Source organism: Bradyrhizobium canariense (assembly GCF_900105125.1).
Taxonomy (GTDB): Bacteria; Pseudomonadota; Alphaproteobacteria; order Rhizobiales; family Xanthobacteraceae; genus Bradyrhizobium; species Bradyrhizobium canariense_A.
Genome location: NZ_LT629750.1, coordinates 2,618,183 through 2,641,480, shown reverse-complemented (window position 1 = coordinate 2,641,480; position 23,298 = coordinate 2,618,183). Strand labels below are relative to the sequence as shown.

Below are 23,298 nucleotides of genomic sequence, written 5' to 3'. Positions count from 1 at the left end.
GCCATCGATCCATGGTCACCATCCAGGTTCCGAACCTCATCAATTTTGTTGCCGAAGTTTTCTCCCATTCGGACTCTTCGCCCGAAGAAGCCAGGCGCATCGCGACGTATCTGACGACCGCCAACCTGACAGGACATGACAGTCACGGCGTGATCCGGGTTCCGGTCTATATCCGCTGGAAGAAGATGGGATCGGTTGTTCCCGATCAGACCGTTGAGGTTGTCGTCGATACCCCCTCGCTCGCGGTGGTCGATGGCAAGTTCGGCTACGGGCAGACGGTCACGCCCCAGGCCGTCAGGATCGGCATCGAGAAATGCAAGGCATCGGGCCTTGCGGCGGTCGCGCTGCGCAACGCCGGACATATCGGCCGGGTCGGCGACTGGGCTGAAATGGCCGCCGCCGAGGGCCTGGTCTCGGTGCATTTCGTCAACGCTGCCGGCTCGGTGCTGGTGGCGCCTTACGGGGGTGTCGAGCGGCGGCTTTCCACCGCGCCCTATTGCGTCGGCATTCCGCGCCAGGGGCAGGGGCCGATCGTGCTGGATTTCGCGACCTCGATCGTCGCCGAAGGCAAGGTGCTGGTCGCCAGCCGCGGCGGCAAGAAACTGCCGAAAGGCGCGCTGATCGATCTCGACGGCACCCTGAGCGAAGATCCGGCGGTGCTCTACGGCCCGCACACCGCGGAAGGGCCGCGCGACCACAGCCAGGGCAAGGGCGCCATCCGGGCATTCGGCGAGCACAAGGGCTCGGGTCTGGCGCTGATCTGCGAACTGCTCGGCGGCGCGCTGACCGGTACCGGCGCCACCGGACCGGACCGGCGCTTCGCCAACGGCATGTTCGCGTTCTATGTCGATCCCAAGCTGGTCGATCCCGCCAACTTTTTCGACGGCGAGATCGCGCGCTACGTCAAATATTTCAAGGATACCAAGCCGGCCGCCGGCGTCGATTCCGTGCTGATTCCGGGCGAACCGGAGGCCAGGATGCGGGCCGATCGCACCAAGAACGGTGTGCCCTTGCCTGACGATACCTGGGCGGCGATAGTGAATACTGCCCGCGAAGTAGGTGTCAGCGAAGTCAGCATCCAGCGGGCAACGGCATAATCTGCGCCGCTGGCGGGAGCAGCGGAGCAATCCAGAGCTGCGAAATCTGGACTGTCTTGCTTCAGCGCCAGGCTCTACGCAATGACGGCAGGTTCGGAAAAAAGGGAAGGAAACAGAGTGGCAAACAACGTCAAGAAAGTATGGGCCTCGGGCAAGGCTGTGGTGAACGCCTGGCTTGCGATCCCGTCGGGATTTTCCGCCGAGGTGATCGCGCAATGCGGCTTCGACAGCGTCACCGTGGATATCCAGCATGGTGTGCAGGACTACCAGTCGATGGTGCAGTGCTTTCAGGCGATGAACGGCCACCCGGTGACGCCGATGGTTCGCGTGCCCTGGAATGAGCCGGGCATCATCGGCAAGGTGCTCGATGGCGGCGCCTATGGCGTGATTTGCCCGATGGTCAACACCAAGCAGGAGGCGGAAAACCTCGTTTCCTACGCCAAATATCCGCCGCGCGGCACGCGTTCGAACGGCCCGATCCGGTCCGGCATGTATGGCTCGGCCGGCACCTATCAGCAGACCGCCAATGACGAGATCGTGCTGCTGCCGATGATGGAGACCAAGACGGCGGTCGAAAACATGGAATCGATCCTCGATGTCGAGGGCATCAACGGCGTCTATATCGGCCCCTCGGATCTCGGCTTCTCCTATGGCCTGGTGCCGAAGCTCGACCGCGACGAGCCGGAAATCCTCAAGATCTATGAGAAGATCGTGAAAGAGTGCGGCAAGCGCGGCCTCTATCCCGGCATTCATTGCAGCGGCGCCGACGGCGCGGTGCGCGCGATCAACATGGGTTTCAAGCTCGTGACGCTATCGAACGAGAGCGGACTGATGATGACCTACGCCAAGATGCAGGTGAATCAGACCCGCAAGGATTCCGGCGGCAAGGCGTAACTGAAAAAGGCGAATAGCGAATGGGGAGTAGCGCGTAGAACTAATTCTGTTCGCCATTCGCTGCTCACCATTCGCAAATCTCACAGGAGACAACCCATGACCCCAGCACCCGTCATTCGATTGCATCCTGATGATGGCGTGCTGATTGCGCGCTCGAGCCTGCCGCCCGGCATGGTGGTGGCCGACGGCGTGACCACGGTTGAGCGCATTCCCGCCGGCCACAAGGTGGCGATCAAGCCGATCGCGGTCGGTGAACCGGTCCGTCGTTATGGCCAGATCATCGGCTTTGCGACCACGCCGATTTTGCCGGGCCAGCACGTCCACACCCAGAACTGCGGCATGGGCGATTTCGCCAAGGACTACGCCTTTGGCGTCGACGTCACGCCGACACCCAATTTCGATCTGCCTGCGACTTTCGACGGCATTCGCCGCCCCGACGGCCGGATCGCGACCCGCAATTATATCGGCATCCTCACCTCGGTGAATTGCAGTGCGCATGTCGCCGGCATGGTCGCCGATGTCTTCAAGAAAAACCCGTTCACGGGCGACAACCCGCTGGCCGATTTCCCGAATGTCGACGGCGTGGTCGCGCTGACCCACAAGACCGGCTGCGGCATGACGCAGGACGAGCCGCTGACGATCCTGCGCCGCACGCTCGGCGGCTATGCGCGGCACGTCAATTTTTCCGCCGTGGTCGTGCTGGGGCTTGGCTGCGAGGTCAACCAGATCGGCGGATTGATGAAGGAGCAGAAGCTCGCCGGCCGCCTGCGCGAACTGGAAATCCAGGAAATCGGCGGGACCCGCAAGACGGTGGAGGCCGGAGTTGCCTTTGTTCGCGAGGCGTTGGCCGATGCGAATAAAGTAAAACGCGAACCGGTGTCGGCCAGTGAATTGACGGTGGCCCTGCAATGCGGTGGCTCCGATGGTTATTCCGGCGTCTCCGCCAATCCGGCGCTGGGAGCGGCGAGCGATCTGCTGGTGCGGCACGGCGGCACCGTGATCCTGTCGGAAACGCCGGAAACCTACGGCGCCGAGCATCTCCTGACGCGCCGCGCGGTCAGCCGCGAGGTCGGCGAAAAGCTGGTGTCGTTGATGCGCTGGTGGGAGGAGTACACCGAGCGTGAAGGCGCCGAAATGAACGCCAATCCAAGCCCGGGCAACAAGGCCGGCGGCCTTACCACGATTTTGGAAAAGTCGCTCGGCGCGATGGCCAAGGCCGGCAGCACCAACCTGGTCGATGTCCTGAACTACGCCGAGCCCGTCACCAAGAAAGGTTTTGTGTTCATGGACACGCCTGGCTACGACCCGGTCGCGGCGACCGGGCAGGTCGCCGGCGGCGCCAATCTTGTCTGCTTCACCACCGGCCGCGGCAGCGTGTTCGGCTGCAAGCCTGCGCCATCGATCAAGCTCGCGACCAACTCGCCGATGTACAAGCGGATGGAAGACGACATGGATGTCAATTGCGGCACCATCCTCGACGGCGAGGAAACCGTGCAGCAATGCGGCCAACGCATTTTCGATCTGATGCTGAAGACCGCTTCGGGACAGCCGACCAAGAGCGAGAGCTTCGACTTCGGCGGCGCCGAATTCGCGCCCTGGGTGCTTGGGGCTACGATGTAGGATTAATCTGTCATTCCGGGGCGATGCGAAGCATCGAACCCGGAATCTCGAGATTCCCCGATGCGCAATTGCGCATCTGAGGTCTGGTCCTACGGACCATCCCGGAATGACGGCGCATACGCCTCCCGCCTAGGCATCCTGTGCCCGTTGTTAGGAGCTGTCCACAGGATGGGTTGAGCCCTTCGCGAAACCCATCATCTTCGCAAATTTAGTTGATGGGTATCGCGGAGTTTATCATCGGGCCGGCCGAAGGCCGGACCCGTTGGCTCGACCCATCCCACGCGCTAGTTGCCGAGCTTGATGCCGGCATCCTTGATCACTTTTGCCCATTCGGGCGTTTCTTTCTTGATGATCGCGGCAAATTCGGCCGGCGTGTTGCCGACCGGCTCGAGGCCAAGTTCGTCGAACTTCTTGCGCACCTCGGGCGTCGCCAGGGCCTTGACGGTTTCGTCGTGCAATTTGTCCAGAACATCTTTCGGCGTGCCGGTCGGCGCGAGCAGGCCGAACCACGGCACGGCCTCGAAGCCAGGGAAGCCGGATTCCGCCATGGTCGGCAGGTCGGGCGCCAGGGCCGAGCGCTTGAGCGAAGTGATGGCCAGCGCGCGCAATTTCCCTTCGCGCGCGAGCGGCACCACGTTCACGATATTGGCGAACGACATGGAGATTCGGTTGGCGAGCAGGTCCGGCATGAACGCCGTGGTGCCGCGATAGGGCACCGGCGCAATATCGACATGCGCCATGTATTTGAACAATTCGGCGGCCAGATGCTGCGACGTGCCCACGCCGGCATGGCCATAGGAAAGTTTGCCGGGCTCGGCTTTGGCGAGCGCCACCAGCTCCGCCACGCTCTTGACCGGCAGCTCGGGCGGAACGGCGAGCACGTTCGCCGCGATGAATACCTGCGAGATCGGTGCGAAATCCCTGATCGGATCGAATGGCAGTGTCGTATACAGGCTCGGATTGATGACCAGCGACGGGTTGCCGCCCATCAGCAGCGTGTAGCCGTCGGCGGCCGCCTTGGCGACGCGGTCGGTGGCAATGTTGCTGCCGGCGCCGGGAATATTCTCGACCACGAACGGCGTGCCCCAGACTTCCGCAAACCGGTCGGCAAGAATGCGAGCCGCAAGGTCGGGAGCGGTGCCGGGTGTGAAGCCGACCAGGATTTTCACTGGCCGGTTCGGATAACTCGATTGCGCCGAGGCGGTCTGCGCCGCGAGCAGCACAAACAGGGCGGCGAACAGGTTCGCAGCGAGCTTCATCGTTCCCTCGATTGTCCCGTATGCCCGCTTGCCCGGTCTTTGCCGTCGGACTTGAGGGCTAAGTGTGGCACCGGCGAGCAGCACCCGCAAGGCAGCCCAGACCGCGATCGGCTGCGCGCAGCGGCGGCACAGGATCCTCGACTGGCGGATCTGCAGTAGGCCGCGAAGAAACTTTGCACTCGGATTTGAATGGCCATCCCACAGCCGACTGTCTATGGTGTGCTTATGTCGCGCCTCGTGTGTCTATCAATTGCTGTCGTTCTGTCGCTGCTGTCGGTGGTCGCGCTGGCTGCGCCAATTCATAAGCGGCCGGCGCCACGCTGGCATGGCTATGGCTTCCTGCCGGGCTATCATCAGCCGCTGAACAACAGCCTGCCGCTCTATCGCCAGGAACCTGCGGTGCTGCGTATGGCGCGCCGCGAGCGACGCCCTTGGTATATTGACCCGGTCCCTAGCTATTACGGGTATGATGGCGACCGGTACTATTTCGGCCGGCCCGGCTTTGCCCGCGGCCGCTACAATGGCGGCAGCTTTGGTCCGTGCTGGACGCAGACACCTATCGGGCCGATCTGGAATTGCGGCTGAGCAGATTGTAGGATGGGTTGAGCCCTTCGCGAACCCCATCATCTTCGCAAATTTTAAATCGATGGGTATCGCGGAGTTTATCATCGGGCCGGCCGAAGGCCGGACCCGTTGGCTCCACCCATCCTACGTGCTATAAAATATGATGCGCCAAGAGATTTTCGGAATTTCGAAGGATAGCCACAGGTGGGTAAGAAGGAAGCCCTGGCTGATTTAATCTTGCTCCGAAAGCAGGATAGAAATCCAAAGTATCATGCGCTGTCTGACTTCGACGATGGCTTCTACGATGGCGATTGGATAACTCCTTGGACTATATCGGCTTGCAACCTGGATGCTGGCTTGATGATTGTGGCCCAAGATTGGTCCTCAGCAGAAGCCTTAGAATCACCAAAGCGAAGCAAACCAGCGCAGAAAGAGGCGCGAAAGCTCTGTGGTCAAGACGCTAATCTTCCGACAAACAAAACCTTGAAAGCACTTCTCAAAAAGCATTTTGGACTGGAGTTTGCTGACACCTACGCAACGAACTTGTTTGTTTTTATCAAACCTGGAACCATCAGCGCCAAGATTCCGATTGAAGACCTTGCGTATTGCGCGGAAAAATACGCCCTCCCGCAAATTGAGATTGTTCAGCCCCGCATGGTCCTTTGCCTCGGAAAAGGAACGTTCAACGCGATTCAACTTGCCCTAGGTCATCCGCTAAGCAAGCTAAGCGAAGCATCGCTGCCTAACGCTCACACCCAACACCAGAATGGGGCTGAGATTTACGGCGTGCCCCATACCGGAAGTTGGGGGACTAGGAATGCGGGCGGCATTGATAATATGCATACCATTTGGGCTAGGCTTGCGAATCGGTTCGCTGAACTTGCCATCACGCAAGGAGTTCGGCACCGGCTTAGGTGAACTTCACATAAACGCTGAGCAGCGGAGGTCCGAGAAACAGAATCGTGTTCGCAGAGCCGGCACAAGCGGGGCCGCTGAGGGCGGTCTGCCGAGATTATGAATGAATGCCGTCGATTTACCCAACGTGTCAGATTATTCTTTCCGTCGAACGGGCGGATGACGCCGTGCAAAAAGCACCCGCGCCCGACGGGCTAGATTTGGTGTGATCGGGGCTGTCGAGTCCCATAGCGAAAAATATTCCCATTCCGTTTTTCTCCAAATCACCTCCATACCCGCCGCCGTCTCGTCCCACAGGAGGGGCGTATCGCGATCGTCACGGACGCGGGATGAGATGCGGTGGACGCGGCAGCGTCAGGCGTGCGATGGGGTCGCAGGGCGGATTGCTCTCCGTGAGCGATATCAGGCACGCAAGACGACGACGCTGTTTTTTCCGCCTTCGCCGAGGCTTCGGCGCGACAAACCGTATCGCGTTGATGACTTTTGTCGAAGACGGAGTCCGCGGACGGTGAAGTCGTGTGGTCCTGACGCCTCGACGCTGGCGTCAAGTCTTGCGGAGGCTCGTTCGGCTCAACCGGGCTGGATAGAACCTTTGGTCCGCGAGGCGACGGTGGCAAAAGAGCCCGATCGCCGGGGAGAGCACGAAGTAAACCGTTAAAACCATTGCGTGCGGGAATGCCGGGCGATTTCCGGTGTGACTGCTGTGAATACTCGTGTGCATACTTACCAACACCATGCGCACACGAGGCTGCGGGTGCACTGGGCGCCCGGCATTCCCCACGCCCTCTGGGCGGAAGTTTTTGCATCAGCTCGGGCGCATCGCGCGGCGAGAGCGTGAGGCATGTTTGAAGGGATTCGGCACCTGGCTGGTCGTCCCAGCTTAGCTCGTAGGATGGGTTGATTCCTTCGTGAAACCCATCGCTTTCATAGACGAAATAGATGGTATCGCTTCGCTCCACCATCCTGCGCGCCGTCATTCCGGGGCGATGCGAAGCATCGAACCCGGAATCTCGAGATTCCCCGATGCGCAATTGCGCATCCGAGGTCTGGTCCTTCGGACCATCCCGGAATGACGGTGCTTACGCCCCTCGCGTAGGCAGCTCGTGCCCGTTGTTAGTGCTTGATCGACCCCCAAACCAGTGTTCTGCTTAAAAAAGCTGCTGGAGTGGTCAGTCTGTGTCGATCTTCGTCGCGCTACATCACGTTACACACTACAAATATGATCGTCCGATCGACCTCGGCCCTCAAACCGTTCGCCTGCGGCCGGCGCCGCATACACGTACGCCGATCCTGAGCTATTCACTCAAGGTTACGCCATCAAATCATTTCGTGAACTGGCAGCAGGACCCGCAGGGCAACTGGCTGGCTCGTTTTGTCTTTCCCGAGAAAGCCACCGAGCTGAAGATCGAGGTCGATTTCACCGCGCAGATGACCGTGGTCAATCCGTTCGATTTCTTCGTCGAACCCTACGCCACCAGCTTTCCGTTTCAATACACCGACGACCTCAGGACCGAGCTCGCGCCCTATCTCGCGATATCCGAGGAGGGGCCGCTGTTTGCCGCCTATCTTGCCGGCATTCCGCGCAAGGCCGAAAGCACCGTCGATTTCCTGGTCGATCTCAACGCCCAACTGCAGAAAAAGATTCGCTATATCATCCGCATGGAGCCGGGCATTCAGACGCCGGAAGAGACGCTGGCGTCCGGCGCGGGATCGTGCCGCGACTCCGCCTGGCTGTTGATCCAGATCTTCAGGCATCTCGGTCTGGCCGCCCGTTTCGTCTCCGGTTACCTCGTTCAGTTGCGGCCCGACATCGATCCGGTCGAGGGGCCGCGCGAGGTCGAGAATGATTTCACCGATCTGCACGCCTGGGCCGAAGTTTATCTGCCGGGCGCCGGCTGGATCGGTTTCGATGTCACCTCGGGCATGCTGACCGGCGAAGGGCATATTCCCGTCGCCGCCACGCCGCATTATCGCTCGGCGGCGCCGATCAGCGGCAGCGCGGGCTTTGCCAACGTCGAATTTGGCTTCGAGATGAGCGTCAAGCGCATCCGCGAAGCGCCGCGGATCACGCGGCCGTTCTCGGATGAATCCTGGGCGCGCCTCGACGGGCTCGGCGAGCAGGTCGATGCCGATCTGAAAGCCGGCGACGTGCGCCTGACGATGGGTGGTGAGCCGACCTTCGTTTCGGTCGACGATCTGGAATCGCCGGAATGGAATATCGCGGCCGTCGGCCCGACCAAGCGCGGCCTGGCCGATGACCTCATCAGGCGCTTGCGCGCGCGCTTCGCGCCCGGCGGCTTGCTGCATTACGGCCAGGGCAAGTGGTATCCGGGCGAGAGCCTGCCGCGCTGGGCGTTCGGACTCTACTGGCGCAGGGACGGCGTCCCGATCTGGAAGAATTCCGATCTGATTGCGAAGATCGAAAACCCGCGCCGGGCGGACATTAACGATGCCGAGCGGTTCGCCGAAGCCACCGCGCAAAAGCTCGGCGTCGATTCCGAATATGTCCTGCCGGCGTTCGAGGATCCGTCCCATTGGCTGCAAAAGGAAGCAGGTCTGCCGCCGAACGTCGACCCCAGCGATTCCAAATTATCCGATCCGGAAGAGCGCTCGCGCATGGCGCGGGTGTTCGATCAGGGGCTCAATACGCCCAAAGGCTTCGTGTTGCCGATCCAGCGCTGGAACGCCGACGCGGGACGCTGGCGCAGCGAACGCTGGAAGCTGCGGCGCGGCAATCTGTTTCTCACGCCCGGCGACTCTCCGCTCGGCCTGCGGCTGCCGATCTCGTCGCTGCCGCATATCCCGGCGGAGGAGTATCCCTACATCGTCGAGCAGGATCCGCTGGAGCCGCGCGGAGCGCTGCCGGTGTATGACCAGACCGCCCAGGCCGAAGCCGCGCCGCATCAGGACGTGCAGGAGCAGCAACTCAAATCCGGCGGCGTTCGCACGGCGATGTCGATCGAAATCCGCGACGGCATTCTCTGCGCCTTCATGCCGCCGGTAGAAAAGCTCGAGGATTACCTGGAGTTAGTCACGGCGGTTGAAGCGACCGCTGAAGAGATGCAGATGCAGGTGCATGTCGAGGGCTATCCGCCGCCGTTCGACCCCCGCGTTGAAGTCATCAAGGTGACGCCAGATCCCGGCGTGATCGAAGTGAACATTCAGCCGGCGAGCAATTGGCGCGAAGCCGTCGATATCACCTTCGGCCTCTACGAAGACGCCGCCAAGGTCCGGCTAGGCGCCAATCGCTTTCTGGTCGACGGCCGGCATACCGGCACCGGCGGCGGCAATCATGTCGTGGTTGGCGGCGGCAAGCCTGCGGATTCGCCGTTCCTGCGCCGTCCCGATCTGCTGAAGAGCCTGGTGCTGTACTGGCAGCGGCATCCGTCGCTGTCTTATCTGTTCTCGGGCATGTTCATCGGGCCGACCAGCCAGGCGCCGCGCATCGACGAGGCCCGGCATGATGGCCTCTATGAATTGGAAATCGCGCTGGCCCACGTGCCGCCGGAGGGCGTCAAGGCGCCGCTGTGGCTGGTCGACCGGCTGTTCCGGCATATCCTCGTCGACATCACCGGCAACACGCACCGCGCCGAGATCTGCATCGATAAGCTTTATTCACCCGATGGTCCGACCGGCCGGCTTGGGCTGGTCGAATTTCGCGCCTTGGAAATGCCGCCCGACCCGCGCATGTCCCTGGCGCAGCAATTGCTGATCCGGGCGCTGGTCGCCAAGCTCTGGCGGGAGCCGCAACAAGGCAAGTTCGTGCGCTGGGGCACGACGCTGCATGATCGTTTCATGCTGCCGCATTTCCTCTGGGAGGATTTTCTGGGCGTGCTCGCCGAACTGAAGCAGTCCGGTTATGACTTCTCGCCGGATTGGTATGCAGCCCAACTCGAATTCCGTTTTCCCGTGTTCGGCCATGTTCACCATGGCGGCGTTTCGCTCGAACTGCGTCAGGCGCTCGAGCCTTGGCATGTTCTGGGCGAGGAGGGCTCGGCTGGCGGCACGGTACGTTACGTCGATTCATCGGTGGAGCGGTTGCAGGTCAAGGCCGCGGGCTTTGTCGAAGGCCGTCACGTCGTGACTTGTAACGGCAGGCGGATGCCGATGACGGAAACCGGCCGCTCCGGCGAGGCGGTCGCGGGCGTTCGTTTCAAGGCCTGGCAGCCCGCCTCGGGGCTACACCCGACCATTCCGGTTCACGCGCCGCTGACGTTTGACTTGATCGATACCTGGAATGGCCGGTCGCTGGGCGGCTGCGTCTATCACGTGGCGCATCCCGGCGGCCGCAGCTACGACACCAAGCCGGTCAATTCCTATGAAGCCGAGGCGCGGCGGCTGGCCCGGTTTCAGGATCACGGCCATACCCCCGGCAAGATCGACCCGCCGCGCGAGGAACGCACAATTGAATTTCCGCTGACCCTCGACTTGAGGACGCCGCTCCTGCATTGAGGACTGGCCTAGGGCGGGAGAGTCGGATGGCGGAACAAGCCGGCAATCAGGAGAGCAAGGCCCGTCCGGGCCATCGCCGGATGGCGCAATGGGCGCGCGATTACGTTCGCCTGCCCGGAATTCCCGATGAATATATCGGCGAGGATGGGGCGCCCCGTGCGGTCTGGACCCGATTTTTCGACGCCTTTGCCGCGTTGACGCCGGCCGACATCGAGCGGCGCTTCGCCTCTGCCGACCGCCATCTGCGCGAAGCCGGCGTGACCTATCGCACGCCCGGCGACAGTGCCGACCGGATTTGGCCACTGAGCCATCTGCCGCTCATCATCGATGACGCCGATTGGCAGCAGTTGACCGCCGGCATCGCGCAACGGGCGCAATTGCTCGAAATGGTCCTGAGCGATCTCTACGGCGAAGGCCGCCTTGTCGCCGAGGGTGCGATACCCGCGGCCGCCATTGCCGGCAGCACGGAATATCTGCGCGCGGTGAGCGGCGTCAAACCGCCGGGTGGGCGCTATCTGCATCTTTATGCCGCTGATGTCGGCCGGGGACCCGATGGGCGCTGGTGGGTGCTCGGCGACCGCACGCAGGCGCCATCGGGCGCCGGCTACGCGCTGGAAAATCGCCTCGTGCTGTCGCGCGCCTTTTCCAATCTCTACAAGTCGATGAATGTCGAACGCGTGGCGCCGTTCTTCGAGGCCTTCCGCGACAATCTGCGCGCGAGCGCCGATCGCGATGAGCCGCGGATCGGACTGCTGACGCCGGGCAATTTCAACGAGACCTATTTCGAGCATGCGACGCTGGCGCGCTATCTCGGCTTCCTGCTGGTGGAAGGTGACGATCTCGCCGTCAGCGGCGACCGCGTTTACATCCGCACCGTCGCCGGCCTGAAGCGGCTCGACGTATTGCTGCGCAGGGTCGATTCCAATTGGCTTGATCCGCTGGAGCTGGATGCCTCATCGCATCTCGGCGTGCCCGGACTGATCGATGTGCTGCGCAAGGACGGTGTGGTCGTTGCCAACATGCCGGGATCAGGCGTTTTGGAGGCACGGGCGCTGCTGGGCTTTCTGCCAAGCCTGAGCCGGCGTTTGCTGGGCCAGGACCTGAAGATGCCGCACATCGCGACATGGTGGTGCGGCCAGAAGGCCGCGCGCGAGGAAGTGTTGTCGCGGCTCGATGAAGTCGCCATCGAGGGCGCCTATGGCCGGGGCGTTCCCGGCTTTCCAGGAAACGGGCCGGTGCTTGCCAGCGAGTTGTCGCCGAGCGAGCGCGAGCGGCTCAAGGCCGCGATCAACGAACGCGGCATCGATTATGTCGGCCAGGAACTGGTCCGGCTGTCGACCACGCCGGTGTGGGAAAATGGCCGGATCACGCCGCGCCCGTTCGTGCTGCGGGTTTTTGCGGCGGCAACACCCGATGGCTGGACCATCATGCCCGGCGGCTTCTGCCGGATCGCCGAGCAGCCTGATGCCCGTGCGGTGTCGATGGGCGATGGCGTCCGATCGGCTGATGTCTGGGTGGTCTCGGACAAGGCGGTCTCAACCGCGACGCTGTTGCCAGCCGTCGATACCGTGCGGATCAGGCGGATTGCCGGCGTGCTGCCGAGCCGCGCCGCCGACAATCTGTTCTGGCTCGGCCGCTACCTCGAGCGTGCCGAGGCGACGCTGCGGCTGGTGCGGGCGCTCGGCACGCCGATGCGCGATCCTGGCAAGGGGCCTTCGACCGCGCTGCCTTCGGTGGAGCGGATCCAGCGGATGCTGGTGGCATGGGGGGCGGTATCGCAGACGACACGGACCAATCCTGCGAGGATCGCAGCCGAGGCGCTGCAGAACCCGGACAAGTTCGGATCGGCCCTGTCGCTGGTGCGCGCAGCGCAGCGGACCGCGACATCATTGCGCGAACGGCTGTCGCCGGACGCCTGGCAGGTGATCACCGAAATGGCGGAACGCCTCGCCTTCGAGGTCGACGACGACGACGGCGTTCTTAGCGCTGCCGAACTGACATTGCAGGAGCTGGCGAGCTTTGCGGGGCTGGCGCAGGAAAACATGAACCGCGCCGCGGGCTGGCGTTTTCTCGAAGTGGGCCGCCGCGCCGAACGTGCCATCAATACCGCGCGTTTCGCGCGTCAGTTTGCCTATGACGAGGCCAGCGACGAGGATCTCGACATCCTCCTGACCTTGGCGGATTGCCAGATCACCTATCGCTCGCGCTATCTGGTTGGAGCTCTGCTGGCGCCGGTGCGCGATCTCGTGGTGCTTGACCCCTATAATCCACGCTCGGTCGCGTTTCAGGTGTCGGCGCTGAATGATCACATCGCCAATCTTCCGGCGTTGAAAGAGCATGGATTGATCGAGCGTCCGCAGCGGCTCGCGGTGGCCTTGCAGGCGATGCTGACAACGGCGGAAGCCACGAGCCTTGAAGTCAAAACGCTGTTCGCGCTGGAGCAGGATCTGCTCATCCTCGCCGATGCCATCGGGTCGCATTATTTCCCGCATGGTGCCAATGCGAGCCGGCCCGAGAAGCTGACGGGCCTCGCGTGATCTACGACATCCGTCATGTCACCACCTACAGTTACGAAAGTCCGGTCAGCTTCGCGCGCTGTTCGCTGCGGCTGGAGCCAAAGAGCAGCGACGGACAGCAGCTGCTTTCTCACGCCGTCGATATCAGGCCGCGGCCGGCAGAGCGTACGATACGGCACGACTTCTTCGGGACGCATACCGAGAACGTCCTGATCGAGACCGCGCATCGCAGTCTTCGCATCGATTCTCGATCGCGGGTCTCGGTCTCTCGCCACGCGCCTGATCGCACTGCGCAAACTCCGCCATGGGAAAGCATTCGCGACGTCGCGTTCGCGGCCACGAGTCTCGGTCCGTCCTCGCCGGTGGGGTATGTCTTTGCCAGCCCGCTGGTGCCGGTACAGCAGCCGGTCACCGCCTATGCGTCCGCGAGTTTTCAGCCGGGATCCGGGATCCTTGCGGGCGCCGTCGACCTGATGCATCGGATCCGCACTGATTTTAAATATGATCCGAAAGCGACGGTGATCTCGACGCCGCTGAAGGAGGTCTTCGAAAAACGCCATGGCGTTTGCCAGGATTTTGCCCATGTGATGATTGCGGGCCTGCGCGGTCTCGGGCTGCCAGCGGCTTACGTCAGCGGCTATCTGCGCACCATCCCGCCGCCCGGCAAGCCGCGCCTGCAAGGCGCGGACGCGACCCATGCCTGGGTCTCGCTGTGGTGCGGCCCTGACGTCGGCTGGATCGGTTTTGATCCGACCAACGATATTCTCGTCGAGAACGATCACATCGTTCTGGCTGTGGGACGGGACTTTTCCGATGTCTCGCCGGTCGACGGCATCATTGTCGGCTCCCGCAAGCAAAAGCTCGCGGTCGCGGTGGACGTACTGCTGGTCGAATGAAGCCTGGTGGTGAGTGATCGGCCTTTACCTGCGGTTGACCACATGAGCCGCCCGCATTTTTAACCACGGTTTTGCAATTCGGCCGGCCGGAACCTTGACGGGATTGCGGGTAAGGCTCGCCTTAATCGGATTACGATGGGTTGAGGTTCTTAGACGAGAGCTTCATCTCGCGAAACCTGTCGGGAAGGGTGTGCCATGTCTAACTTCAAATGGATTGTGTGTTCGAAACTGGAATGCAATCTGTTCAGTCAGATCGCGATGTTCAGTATCGCCGGCCTTTCAATGTCGTTGGCGCTGGCCTTTGTCTGTGATCTCCAGATTCCGTCGCAGTGGCTTTAAGCGGCATCGCGCGGACTGGCGGATGCCAATAAGGCGCTTGAAAGCCGGTTCGTTCGGTTGAAACTGCGTTTCAGGCGGCAGCCGGCCGCGCGGCGTCGCGGCCATGACCCTCATGCGGGTCAGCGCGAAGATTGCGGAAGAATTTTTCGATTTCACGCGACAGGATTTCTGCCGTGGAGGTCAGGTCGCTGGATGCCGACAGGACTGAACTTGCGGCCTTGGTGGTCTCGCCGATGGCGTCGCCGAGCGAGCCGATATTGACGACCAGCGTCTCGTTGCCCTGAGCCGCCATTTGCGCATTCTTGGAGATCTCACGCGTCGCGGCATCCTGTTCTGCCACGGCGCTGGCGATGCTCGACGTAACCTCGTTGATATTGCGGACCGCGCCGCCGATCTCGCGCACGGCATCGACCGCGCTCCGCGTCGAGGTCTGGATCATGCTGACGTTCTGGCCGATTTCGGTGGTCGCCTTGGCGGTTTGCTCGGCCAGAGCCTTGACCTCGTGCGCCACCACCGCGAAGCCGCGGCCGGCGTCGCCGGCGCGGGCCGCCTCGATCGTCGCGTTCAGCGCCAGAAGATTGGTTTGCTCGGCGATGGTCTGGATCAGATTGAGGACACCGTCGATGCGCTGGGTCGCGGCCGCCAGACTTTCAATTTCAGCCACCGACTTATCCGTGCGCTGACCGGCTTGTTCGACGACGACCGCGGACTGATGGACTTGACGGCTGATCTCCTCGACGGATGCCGACAGTTCTTCGGCAGCACCCGCGACGGCATTGACGCTCTGTGAAGCCTGCTCGGTGGCGCCGGCAGCGACGACCGCCTGTCCACTAGCATCCGACGCCACCTGGGCGATGGACTGCGCCGTTTCGCGCATCGTCGTGGCGCTGTTGGTCACCGCGCGCATGACGCCGGCCATCGCTTCGCGGAAGGTCTCCACCGACGTCTCGATATGCCGGGTTCGTTCTTCGCGCGCCTTGGAGTCCGCCAGGACCTGCGAATTGAGATTGCGGTTGCGGCTCATCGCCTCCTGGAAGATCTGGATGGCCCGCGCCAAAGCACCGATCTCGTCCGCCCGATCGGTATGGGGAACCTCGACATGATCGGCACCGCCAGCGACCTGCTTGATGGTCGCCGTGATGGCCGAAAGCGGCCGCGCGACCGAACGGGAGATGATGAGGACGCCGATGATGACCACGACGAGCGCGAGACCGCCGAGACAGGTCAGCAGAAAGGCCAGTTCGTGGTTGGCGTCGGTTTGCTGGGCCAGCCGCTTGCTGCGTTCGGCATAGACCCTGGAAAGCGCTTCAAGATCCTTGTTGAGCGCGGAACGCACTTCCCGATTGGCATCGTTGTCGCCCCACTCGCGGCCCGCGGCGGGGCTGATCTCGACGCCGCGGCGAACCAATTCCTTACGGAACTCAATGAATTGTTCGATGCGCTTCTTGAAGACGGCGAACTGTTCGGCGTCATCGGCCCGAACGAGGGATTCCCAGTTTTTGACCACGGCAAGAATCTGGTCGTTGAATTTGAGAAGCCCGTCGCCAAACTTCTTGGCGCCGGCGGTATCGGTCGACATATAGACGCCGCGGGATTCCATCACGACCGCGTAGACCAGCGAATTGACATGCTGAACGTTGAGCGCGGCCCGGCTGGCGGTCTCGACGGCTTCCGTAAGCTCCGCATTCCGGCGGGAGTTGTAATCGGACAGCGCGGTGATCGCCGCGGTCAGAACCGCGAACAGAGCAAAGACCGAATACAGCCTGGCCGCCAGCGACAACCCCGACATCAGGGCGCGGACAGAAAGGGGGCGGGGCGATTTCATTTCCTTGGGCATCACGATCTCTCCACAGAGGCCGTGAGCTCGGCCGTCTAAAAATTATGCAGTATTTTCATGGACAAATTCTTAATTTGCGAAGCCTGTGTGACATACAAATTTAGTTTCGATATCAATGGCTTGTTCGAGATTTAAGGGTTCCTTAAATTGGAACCCGAGGCTCGCCGGGCTGGATCGGCGTTTGGGTGCTGCGCTCGCGCCGAGCAAACGATGCCGGATTTTGCGGCCCGGCTTCCCTCGACGAAGATGGTACTGTCGGCGATCAATATCGTGCATGGAAGCCATGACGGCTTCGGAGCTGCCATGGTCTATCGCCACGTCATCGACGCCACCAGTTATGTTTTCGATGATCTGCGCGATCTCCTGGCCAAGGCCACGCCGCCGCGCTCCGGCGACCGGCTGGCGGGGATCGCTGCGGACAGTGCGCAGCAAATGATCGCGGCGCGGATTGCGCTGGCCGATGTTCCCCTGAAAAAATTCCTGGATGAAACCGTCATCGCCTATGAAGACGATGAGGTCACCCGCCTGATCGTCGATACGCATGACAAGGCGGCCTTTGCAGCGATCTCTTCGCTGACCGTAGGCGCGTTCCGCGATTGGCTGCTGTCCGACGCCGCGACCGGCGCGGCGCTTCAGGCATTGTCGCGCGGCGTGACGCCCGAAATGGCCGCGGCGGTTTCAAAGCTGATGCGCAACCAGGATCTCATTTTGGTGGCCAAAAAATGCGAGGTGACCACGCGGTTTCGCAACACGATTGGCCTGCGCGGGCGAATGAGCGTGCGGTTGCAGCCGAATCATCCGTTCGATGACGCGAAAGGCATCACGGCATCGATCCTCGACGGCATCCTGTTGGGATCGGGTGACGCCTGCGTCGGCATCAATCCGGCAAGCGACGATCCGGCTGTGATCGGCGGGCTGGTGCGGCTGCTCGACGACATTATTGCGCGGTTGCAGATTCCGACACAGAGCTGCGTTCTGGCCCATGTGACGACCACGCTCGGGCTGATCGAGCAGGGTTTGCCGGTCGATCTGGTGTTTCAGTCGGTCGCCGGAACGCAGGCGGCCAATCGGAGTTTTGGGATCGATCTTGCGCTGCTGAAGCAGGCGCATGAAGCGGGACAGTCGCTGCGGCGGGGTACCGTCGGCAACAATGTCATGTATTTTGAGACCGGGCAGGGGTCCGCGCTGTCGGCCAACGCCCATCACGGTGTCGACCAGCAGACCCTGGAAGCGCGCGCCTATGGCGTCGCCCGCGCGTTCGATCCCTTGCTGGTCAACAGCGTGGTCGGGTTCATCGGCCCCGAATATCTCTACGACGGCAAGGAGATCATTCGGGCCGGGCTGGAGGACCATTTTTGCGGCAAATTGCTCGGGCTGCCGCTCGGCGTCGACATTTGTTACACCAACCATGCCGAAGCCGACCAGGACGACATGGACAATCTGCTGACGCTGCTCGCCGCCGCCGGTGTGACCTTCATCATGGGGGTGCCAGGCGCCGACGACGTGATGCTCAATTACCAGTCCACGTCATTCCACGATGCGCTCTATGTCCGCGATCTCTTCGGCCTGAAGCGGGCTCCCGAGTTCGACGACTGGCTGTTTCGCACCGGCCTTGCCGATGCCGGCTATCGCCTCGCCGGCAACACTGGCCTGTTACCCGATTTCGCTTCGCGGCTTGTCTCCTGACGATCAGGAATCCGGTGGATCATCGCAACGCAACCATTCGGGCCGTTGCGGGTTGGCATAGCTGCCACAATGTTGAGGGATTTGTAGCCCAGCTTTGAACATGATCAATTGCGGAGCCACTACAGCTTTGCGGTTGCAGAGGAAGCTTGATGCGAGTTGAAGGCATAGAGAACGTGCGGCGCATTCTGTGCGTCTTTCCACGCTATACGTCTTCTTTCGGCACATTCGAATACGCCTATCCGCTGACCGACGGCGTTCAGGCCTTCATGCCGCCACAGGGCCTGTTGCTGATCGCAGCCTATCTGCCCGCGCATTGGCCGGTCCGCTTCATCGACGAAAACATCCGCCCGGCGACACAGGAAGACTTTGAATGGGCGGAAGCCGTTTTCGTGAGCGGCATGCATATCCAGCGGCAGCAGATGAACGATATCTGCCGCCGCGCGCATGCTTTCGATCTGGCGGTCGCGATCGGCGGTCCCTCGGTCAGCGCCTGTCCGGATTACTACCCCTCGTTCGATTATCTCCATGTCGGCGAGCTCGGCGATGCGACCGACGATCTGATCGCAAGGTTGTCGCGCGATCCATCACGTCCGGAGCAACAGGTGGTATTGAAGACCGCCGATCGCCTGGACATGACCAAGTTTCCGATCCCGGCCTATGAACTCGCCGAGATCAAGCGATACTTCCTCGGCAGCATCCAGTATTCCAGCGGGTGCCCCTATCAGTGCGAGTTCTGCGACATCCCCGGGCTTTACGGCCGCAATCCGCGTCTGAAGACCCCGCAGCAGATCACGGCCGAGCTCGACAAGCTGCTGGAATGCGGCATCAACGGTTCGGTCTATTTCGTCGATGACAATTTCATCGGCAACCGCAAGGCCGCGCTCGATCTGCTGCCGCATCTGATCGAATGGCAGAAGAAGACCGGCTATGTGCTGCGCTTTTCCTGCGAGGCGACGCTGAACATCGCCAAGCGCCCGGAAATCCTGGCAGGCATGCGCGAGGCGTTCTTCGGGACCATTTTCTGCGGCATCGAGACACCGGACCCCGTGGCGCTGAAGGCGATGCACAAGGATCACAACATGATGGTTCCCATCATGGAAGCGATCCACACGCTCAACAATTATGGCATGGAGGTGGTGTCCGGCATCATCCTCGGCCTCGATACCGACAAGCCCGAAACCGGACAGCATTTGCTCGAATTCATCGACGCGTCGCAAATCCCGCTCTTGACCATCAATCTGTTGCAGGCATTGCCGCAAACGCCGCTGTGGGATCGGCTGAAGCGCGAGAACCGGCTGATCGAGGACGAAAGCCGCGATTCCAATGTCGACTTCAAGCTGCCATATGAGGATGTCGTGACGACCTGGCGCGCCTGCATGGGCAGCGCCTACCAGCCGGACAAACTTCTGGAGCGCTACGAATATCAGATCACTCAAACCTATCCGCACCGGATCCAGCCTCCGCCATCGCGCGCGCGGAGTTCGTGGAAAAACATCAAGCTCGGGCTCACGATGCTTCGCAACATCTTCTGGAAGGTCGGTGTGCTCGGCGATTACAAGCGCGAATTCTGGAAGTTTGCCTTGAGGCGTCTTGTCCGCGGCGAGATCGAATATCTCATCAGTTCGATTATGGTCGCCCATCATCTGATCATGTTTGCCCGCGACGCGTCGGGCGGGCACACCAACGCGTCCTACTATTCGCTCAAACTGCAGGAAGCCTCCGTTCCGGCGGAGTAGTGAAGCGCTGATGGCGATGACAGCTGGCCCGCCGGGACGAACGTTGCGCGATCTGCGCAATCTCACACCCGCACGCGTCGGACTGGGGCGTAGTGGGGCGAGCATGCCGACCGATGCGCTGCTCGAATTTACCCTGGACCATGCGCGCGCCCGCGACGCCGTTCATGCCGCTTTTGATACATCCGCGGTGATGCTGGGCCTTAGCAGTCTTGGTCTCGAGACCTTTGAGGTCCGCAGTCGCGCGGGCAGCCGCAAGGACTATCTGCGGCGGCCCGATCTGGGGCGCATGCTCGACCAGGCTTCTCAGCAGTTGCTGACGAACAGAGGCGGTGGTCCATGTCAGCTTGCCATCGTTGTCGGCGACGGTCTGTCGTCAGCGGCGGTGCATAACCATGCGATCGAACTGGTGCGACGCCTGATCCCATTGCTGAACTCCTGCAGCATCGACATCGGCTGTGCCGTCGTCGCGTCGGGCGCGCGGGTCGCGTTGGGCGATGAGATCGGCGCCATCCTTGGCGCGCGCATGATTGTGATGTTGATCGGTGAACGGCCCGGCCTTTCCACCCCGGACAGTCTGGGAGCGTATCTGACGTTCGGGCCGAGAATCGGTCTCACGGATGCCGAGCGCAACTGTGTGTCGAACATTCATGGCGCTGGACTTGGCTATGAAGAAGCCGCTTCGAAGATCGCGTGGCTGGCCCGCGAAGGCCTCGCCCGGGAAGTCACCGGTGTTGCGCTGAAAGACGAAAGCGGCGCTGGAACGCCGCAGCGAATCGCTGTGCATCCGGGCGAGCACGACAAAGCCGAAATTTGAAGCCATTATCGCCACTTTGATAGCGATTTTGTGCTGCCGGCCGCGCTTGCGAGAGGCCATACAGACCTGCTAGACCGGCTCAGCAAATTTTCCGCATGTTTTCAAGGACTAGCGCCAATCGGACACGGCCCATCTGAGGCCTCATTCGCGCCCCGGAACTTAAGCTATATAAATTGAGCCGATGTGAGAATTGGACAAGGCATGCTCGACAAGATCAGCGACAATGAAGTCCATGTCCAGAAGGTCGAGCAGCCGCCGACAGGGCCCAGCATTGCTTTCGGGCTGGAGCGAATCGGCCTCATTGCCGTTCGGGCGCCGATCCTGTCCTGCATCATTCTGGTTGCCCTGATTGTCGCAGCGATCTTCGGTATTCACCGCATCAAGATCGACGATTCGCTGAGCCAGCTGTTCCGCTCCAATTCCAAGGACTACCAGCAGTATGAAGCGGAGACCAAGCGCTTCCCGGCGACGGAATTCGACGTGCTGGTCGTGGTCGAAGGCAAAACGCTGCTCGAGCGCAGCAACCTGGAAAAGCTGCGCGATCTCGTCACCGATCTGCAACTCGTCGACGGCACGCGCGGCCTGATTTCGCTGTTCTCGGCCCGGCAGGCGCCGGCGCCGGGCAAGCTGCCCGCCGCGCTATTTCCGACGGAGCTGCCGCAAGGCGCCGACTACGACAAGTTCATCGAAACCGTCAAAAGCAACGAGATCATTCGCGGCAAGCTGTTGTCCGAAGACGGCACGCTGGCGCTGATCGTGCTGTCGCTCGAGCCCGAGGTGGTCGCAAGCAACAAGCTCAGCAAGACCGTCGGCGATATCAGGAAGCTGATGGCCGATGATCTCGCAGGCTCCGGACTCAAGGCCGAGCTGTCGGGCGTTCCGGTCATGCAGCTCGAAATCCGCAACGCGGTCGAGCGCGACGGGCTGACCTATAACATCCTGGGTATTCTGGCCGGATGCCTCATCGCGATCATCTTCTTCCGCAAGATATCGTTCATGGTGGTCGCCGCCTTTCCGCCGATGATCGCGATTCTGCTCGCGCTCGGCGGCCTCGGATGGGCCAATTTCAATCTCAATATGTTTTTGAACGTGATGACGCCGCTGATCATGGTGATCAGTTTTTCGGACTCGATGCAGCTGACCTTCGCGGCGCGCGATCGCCTGATCGCGGGTCAGGACAAATATACCGCTTTCAAGAACGCCGTGCTCGTGGTCGGGCCGGCCTGCGTGCTCACGCACGGTACGGCCGGGATATCGTTTATCGCCCTGCAATTTTCGGATTCCGACCTGATCCGAAAATTCGGCGAGGCGGGACTCGCGGCCACCATCATCGCTCTGATCGCGGTGCTCTCGCTGGTGCCGGTGTTCGGTGTGCTGTTCGTGCGCAACGAGAAGGTTTTCGCCACCAAGTTCCAGAGCGCCGATGCCGGCGTTCAGGCATTGCGCAATTTCTGTTACTGGATCGCAGTGCGGATGGTCGGCCGCCCCGGCCTGTTCAGCCTGATCGCTTTGATAATTGTCGGCGGTCTGGCCGGCGTCTACGCCAATCTGCAGCCGCGTTACCGGCTCGCCGATCAGGTGCCGGACAAGCAGCAGGCGGTTGCGGCGAGCGGGCGCCTCGATGCGAAGCTGACTGGCGCCAATCCGATCGATGTGCTGGTTGAATTCCCCAAGGGTGAATCGCTTTATTCGCCGGAGACGTTGCAGACGATCGCCGATGTTCACGCAACCGTGGAAACCCAGGCCGGTGTCGGCAATGTCTGGTCGCTCGAGACGCTGCGTCGCTGGCTCGCCGAGAAAGCCGGCAGCGACGATGTCGCGACGTTGAAGGAATACGTCAATTTGATTCCGGAACATCTGGTCCGGCGTTTTATCTCGGCCGATCAACAGGCCGTCGTGGTGTCGGGCAGAGTGCCTGACCTCGATTCGAGCCAGATCCTGCCGGTGGTCGAGAAGCTGGATACCGCGCTCAATGTGGTCCGCCAAAAGCATCCGGGCTATGAGATCGCCGTCACTGGCCTTTCGGCGATCGCGGCGCGCAACAGCGCCAGCATGATCGAAAAGCTCAATCGGGGGCTGACCATTGAATTCGCACTGGTCGCGATCTTCATTGGACTCGCATTCCGCTCGGTGGTCGTGATGTTCTCATGCGTCCTGCCAGGCATTTTCCCGGTGGTCTTGTCCGGCACGGTGCTGTGGTTGCTCGGCGAGGGGCTGCAATTCGCAAGCGTCGTTGCTCTCACGGTGTCCTTTGGTCTGGGACTGAGCGCGACTATTCACTTCCTCAACAGGCTCAGACTCGAGAGTACCCCGGGTATCAGTCCTGAACTGGCGGTCGAGCGCGCCACCGTGCTGGTCGGCCCGGCGCTGATCCTGACCACTGTCGTGCTGGCCTGCGGTCTGGTGGTGACGGTATTTTCAGACCTGCCGTCACTGCGTCTGTTCGGCTGGCTCAGTGCGTTTGCGATGGTCGCGGCCCTGATCGCGGATCTGTTTATCCTGCGCCCGACATCGATGTTCCTGATCAATCTGTCGAACAGGCTTCGTGGGACGGCGGCTCACACGAAAGCGGCCGAGTAAGCAGGAAACGAGAAATCGGGAAAAGCTGCTTCAGAGCCTCGGTTCCAATCGGAAGTCAGGCTCTGAATATCGGGCTTTGACGCGGCAGGCTTT

General features: G+C 61.6%; 15 protein-coding genes. 13 read left to right on the top strand and 2 right to left on the bottom strand.

Features of this window, described 5'->3' with window-relative positions; translation table 11 throughout:
- Positions 1-11 precede the first annotated feature (11 nt).
- From BLV09_RS12635 to BLV09_RS12625, 3 genes are all read left to right on the top strand, one after another.
- Positions 12-1,097 (top strand): malate/lactate/ureidoglycolate dehydrogenase, encoded by a 1,086-nt coding sequence (locus BLV09_RS12635; protein ID WP_146687518.1) that lies wholly within the window; start codon positions 12-14, stop codon positions 1,095-1,097.
- 117 nt (positions 1,098-1,214) lie between these two features.
- Positions 1,215-1,991 carry an HpcH/HpaI aldolase family protein gene (locus tag BLV09_RS12630; protein WP_100380738.1) on the top strand — a complete coding sequence of 259 codons (777 nt, stop codon included), beginning with the start codon at positions 1,215-1,217 and terminating at the stop codon, positions 1,989-1,991.
- 96 nt (positions 1,992-2,087) lie between these two features.
- Positions 2,088-3,611, top strand: coding sequence for a UxaA family hydrolase (locus tag BLV09_RS12625; protein ID WP_146687517.1), 1,524 nt, complete (start codon positions 2,088-2,090; stop codon positions 3,609-3,611).
- Positions 3,612-3,895: 284 nt separating this feature from the next.
- On the opposite strand, the gene BLV09_RS12615 is transcribed toward BLV09_RS12625, so the two are convergent.
- On the bottom strand, positions 3,896-4,870 hold the full coding sequence (locus BLV09_RS12615; protein ID WP_146687516.1) for a Bug family tripartite tricarboxylate transporter substrate binding protein: 975 nt from the start codon (positions 4,868-4,870) through the stop codon (positions 3,896-3,898).
- A 225-nt stretch (positions 4,871-5,095) separates the two neighbouring features.
- Here BLV09_RS12615 and BLV09_RS12610 point away from each other — a divergent pair, with 225 nt between their 5' ends.
- The 6 genes from BLV09_RS12610 to BLV09_RS37225 all read left to right on the top strand — a co-directional run bounded on the left by BLV09_RS12610 (position 5,096) and on the right by BLV09_RS37225 (position 14,552).
- Positions 5,096-5,455, top strand: a complete 360-nt coding sequence (locus BLV09_RS12610; protein WP_167558712.1) for a hypothetical protein — start codon at positions 5,096-5,098, stop codon at positions 5,453-5,455.
- Between the two features lie 183 nt (positions 5,456-5,638).
- Positions 5,639-6,352, top strand: coding sequence for a hypothetical protein (locus BLV09_RS12605; protein WP_146687515.1), 714 nt, complete (start codon positions 5,639-5,641; stop codon positions 6,350-6,352).
- Between the two features lie 1,173 nt (positions 6,353-7,525).
- On the top strand, positions 7,526-10,801 hold the full coding sequence (locus BLV09_RS12595; RefSeq protein WP_146687514.1) for a DUF2126 domain-containing protein: 3,276 nt from the start codon (positions 7,526-7,528) through the stop codon (positions 10,799-10,801).
- A 26-nt stretch (positions 10,802-10,827) separates the two neighbouring features.
- Positions 10,828-13,338, top strand: coding sequence for a circularly permuted type 2 ATP-grasp protein (locus BLV09_RS12590; protein ID WP_146687513.1), 2,511 nt, complete (start codon positions 10,828-10,830; stop codon positions 13,336-13,338).
- Complete coding sequence (locus tag BLV09_RS12585) at positions 13,335-14,213, top strand: transglutaminase family protein (protein WP_146687512.1); 879 nt, start codon at positions 13,335-13,337, stop codon at positions 14,211-14,213. Before BLV09_RS12590 ends, BLV09_RS12585 begins: the two co-directional genes overlap by 4 nt.
- 195 nt (positions 14,214-14,408) lie before the next feature.
- Positions 14,409-14,552, top strand: a complete 144-nt coding sequence (locus BLV09_RS37225) for a hypothetical protein (protein WP_167558711.1) — start codon at positions 14,409-14,411, stop codon at positions 14,550-14,552.
- Positions 14,553-14,622: 70 nt separating this feature from the next.
- On the opposite strand, the gene BLV09_RS12580 is transcribed toward BLV09_RS37225, so the two are convergent.
- A complete protein-coding gene (locus BLV09_RS12580) occupies positions 14,623-16,377 on the bottom strand; it encodes a HAMP domain-containing methyl-accepting chemotaxis protein (protein WP_146691096.1) in 1,755 nt (584 codons plus the stop codon).
- Between the two features lie 315 nt (positions 16,378-16,692).
- Between BLV09_RS12580 and BLV09_RS12575 the strand changes: the two genes are divergently transcribed.
- From BLV09_RS12575 to BLV09_RS12560, 4 genes are all read left to right on the top strand, one after another.
- Positions 16,693-18,075, top strand: a complete 1,383-nt coding sequence (locus BLV09_RS12575) for an ethanolamine ammonia-lyase subunit EutB (protein ID WP_146691095.1) — start codon at positions 16,693-16,695, stop codon at positions 18,073-18,075.
- Between the two features lie 149 nt (positions 18,076-18,224).
- A complete protein-coding gene (locus BLV09_RS12570; protein ID WP_146687511.1) occupies positions 18,225-19,811 on the top strand; it encodes a B12-binding domain-containing radical SAM protein in 1,587 nt (528 codons plus the stop codon).
- Positions 19,812-19,821: 10 nt separating this feature from the next.
- Positions 19,822-20,625 (top strand): ethanolamine ammonia-lyase subunit EutC, encoded by an 804-nt coding sequence (gene eutC / locus BLV09_RS12565; protein WP_146687510.1) that lies wholly within the window; start codon positions 19,822-19,824, stop codon positions 20,623-20,625.
- Positions 20,626-20,826: 201 nt separating this feature from the next.
- The gene (locus tag BLV09_RS12560) at positions 20,827-23,205 is read left to right on the top strand and encodes an efflux RND transporter permease subunit (RefSeq protein WP_146687509.1); all 2,379 of its coding nucleotides are present in this window, start codon (positions 20,827-20,829) and stop codon (positions 23,203-23,205) included.
- Positions 23,206-23,298: the final 93 nt, after the last annotated feature.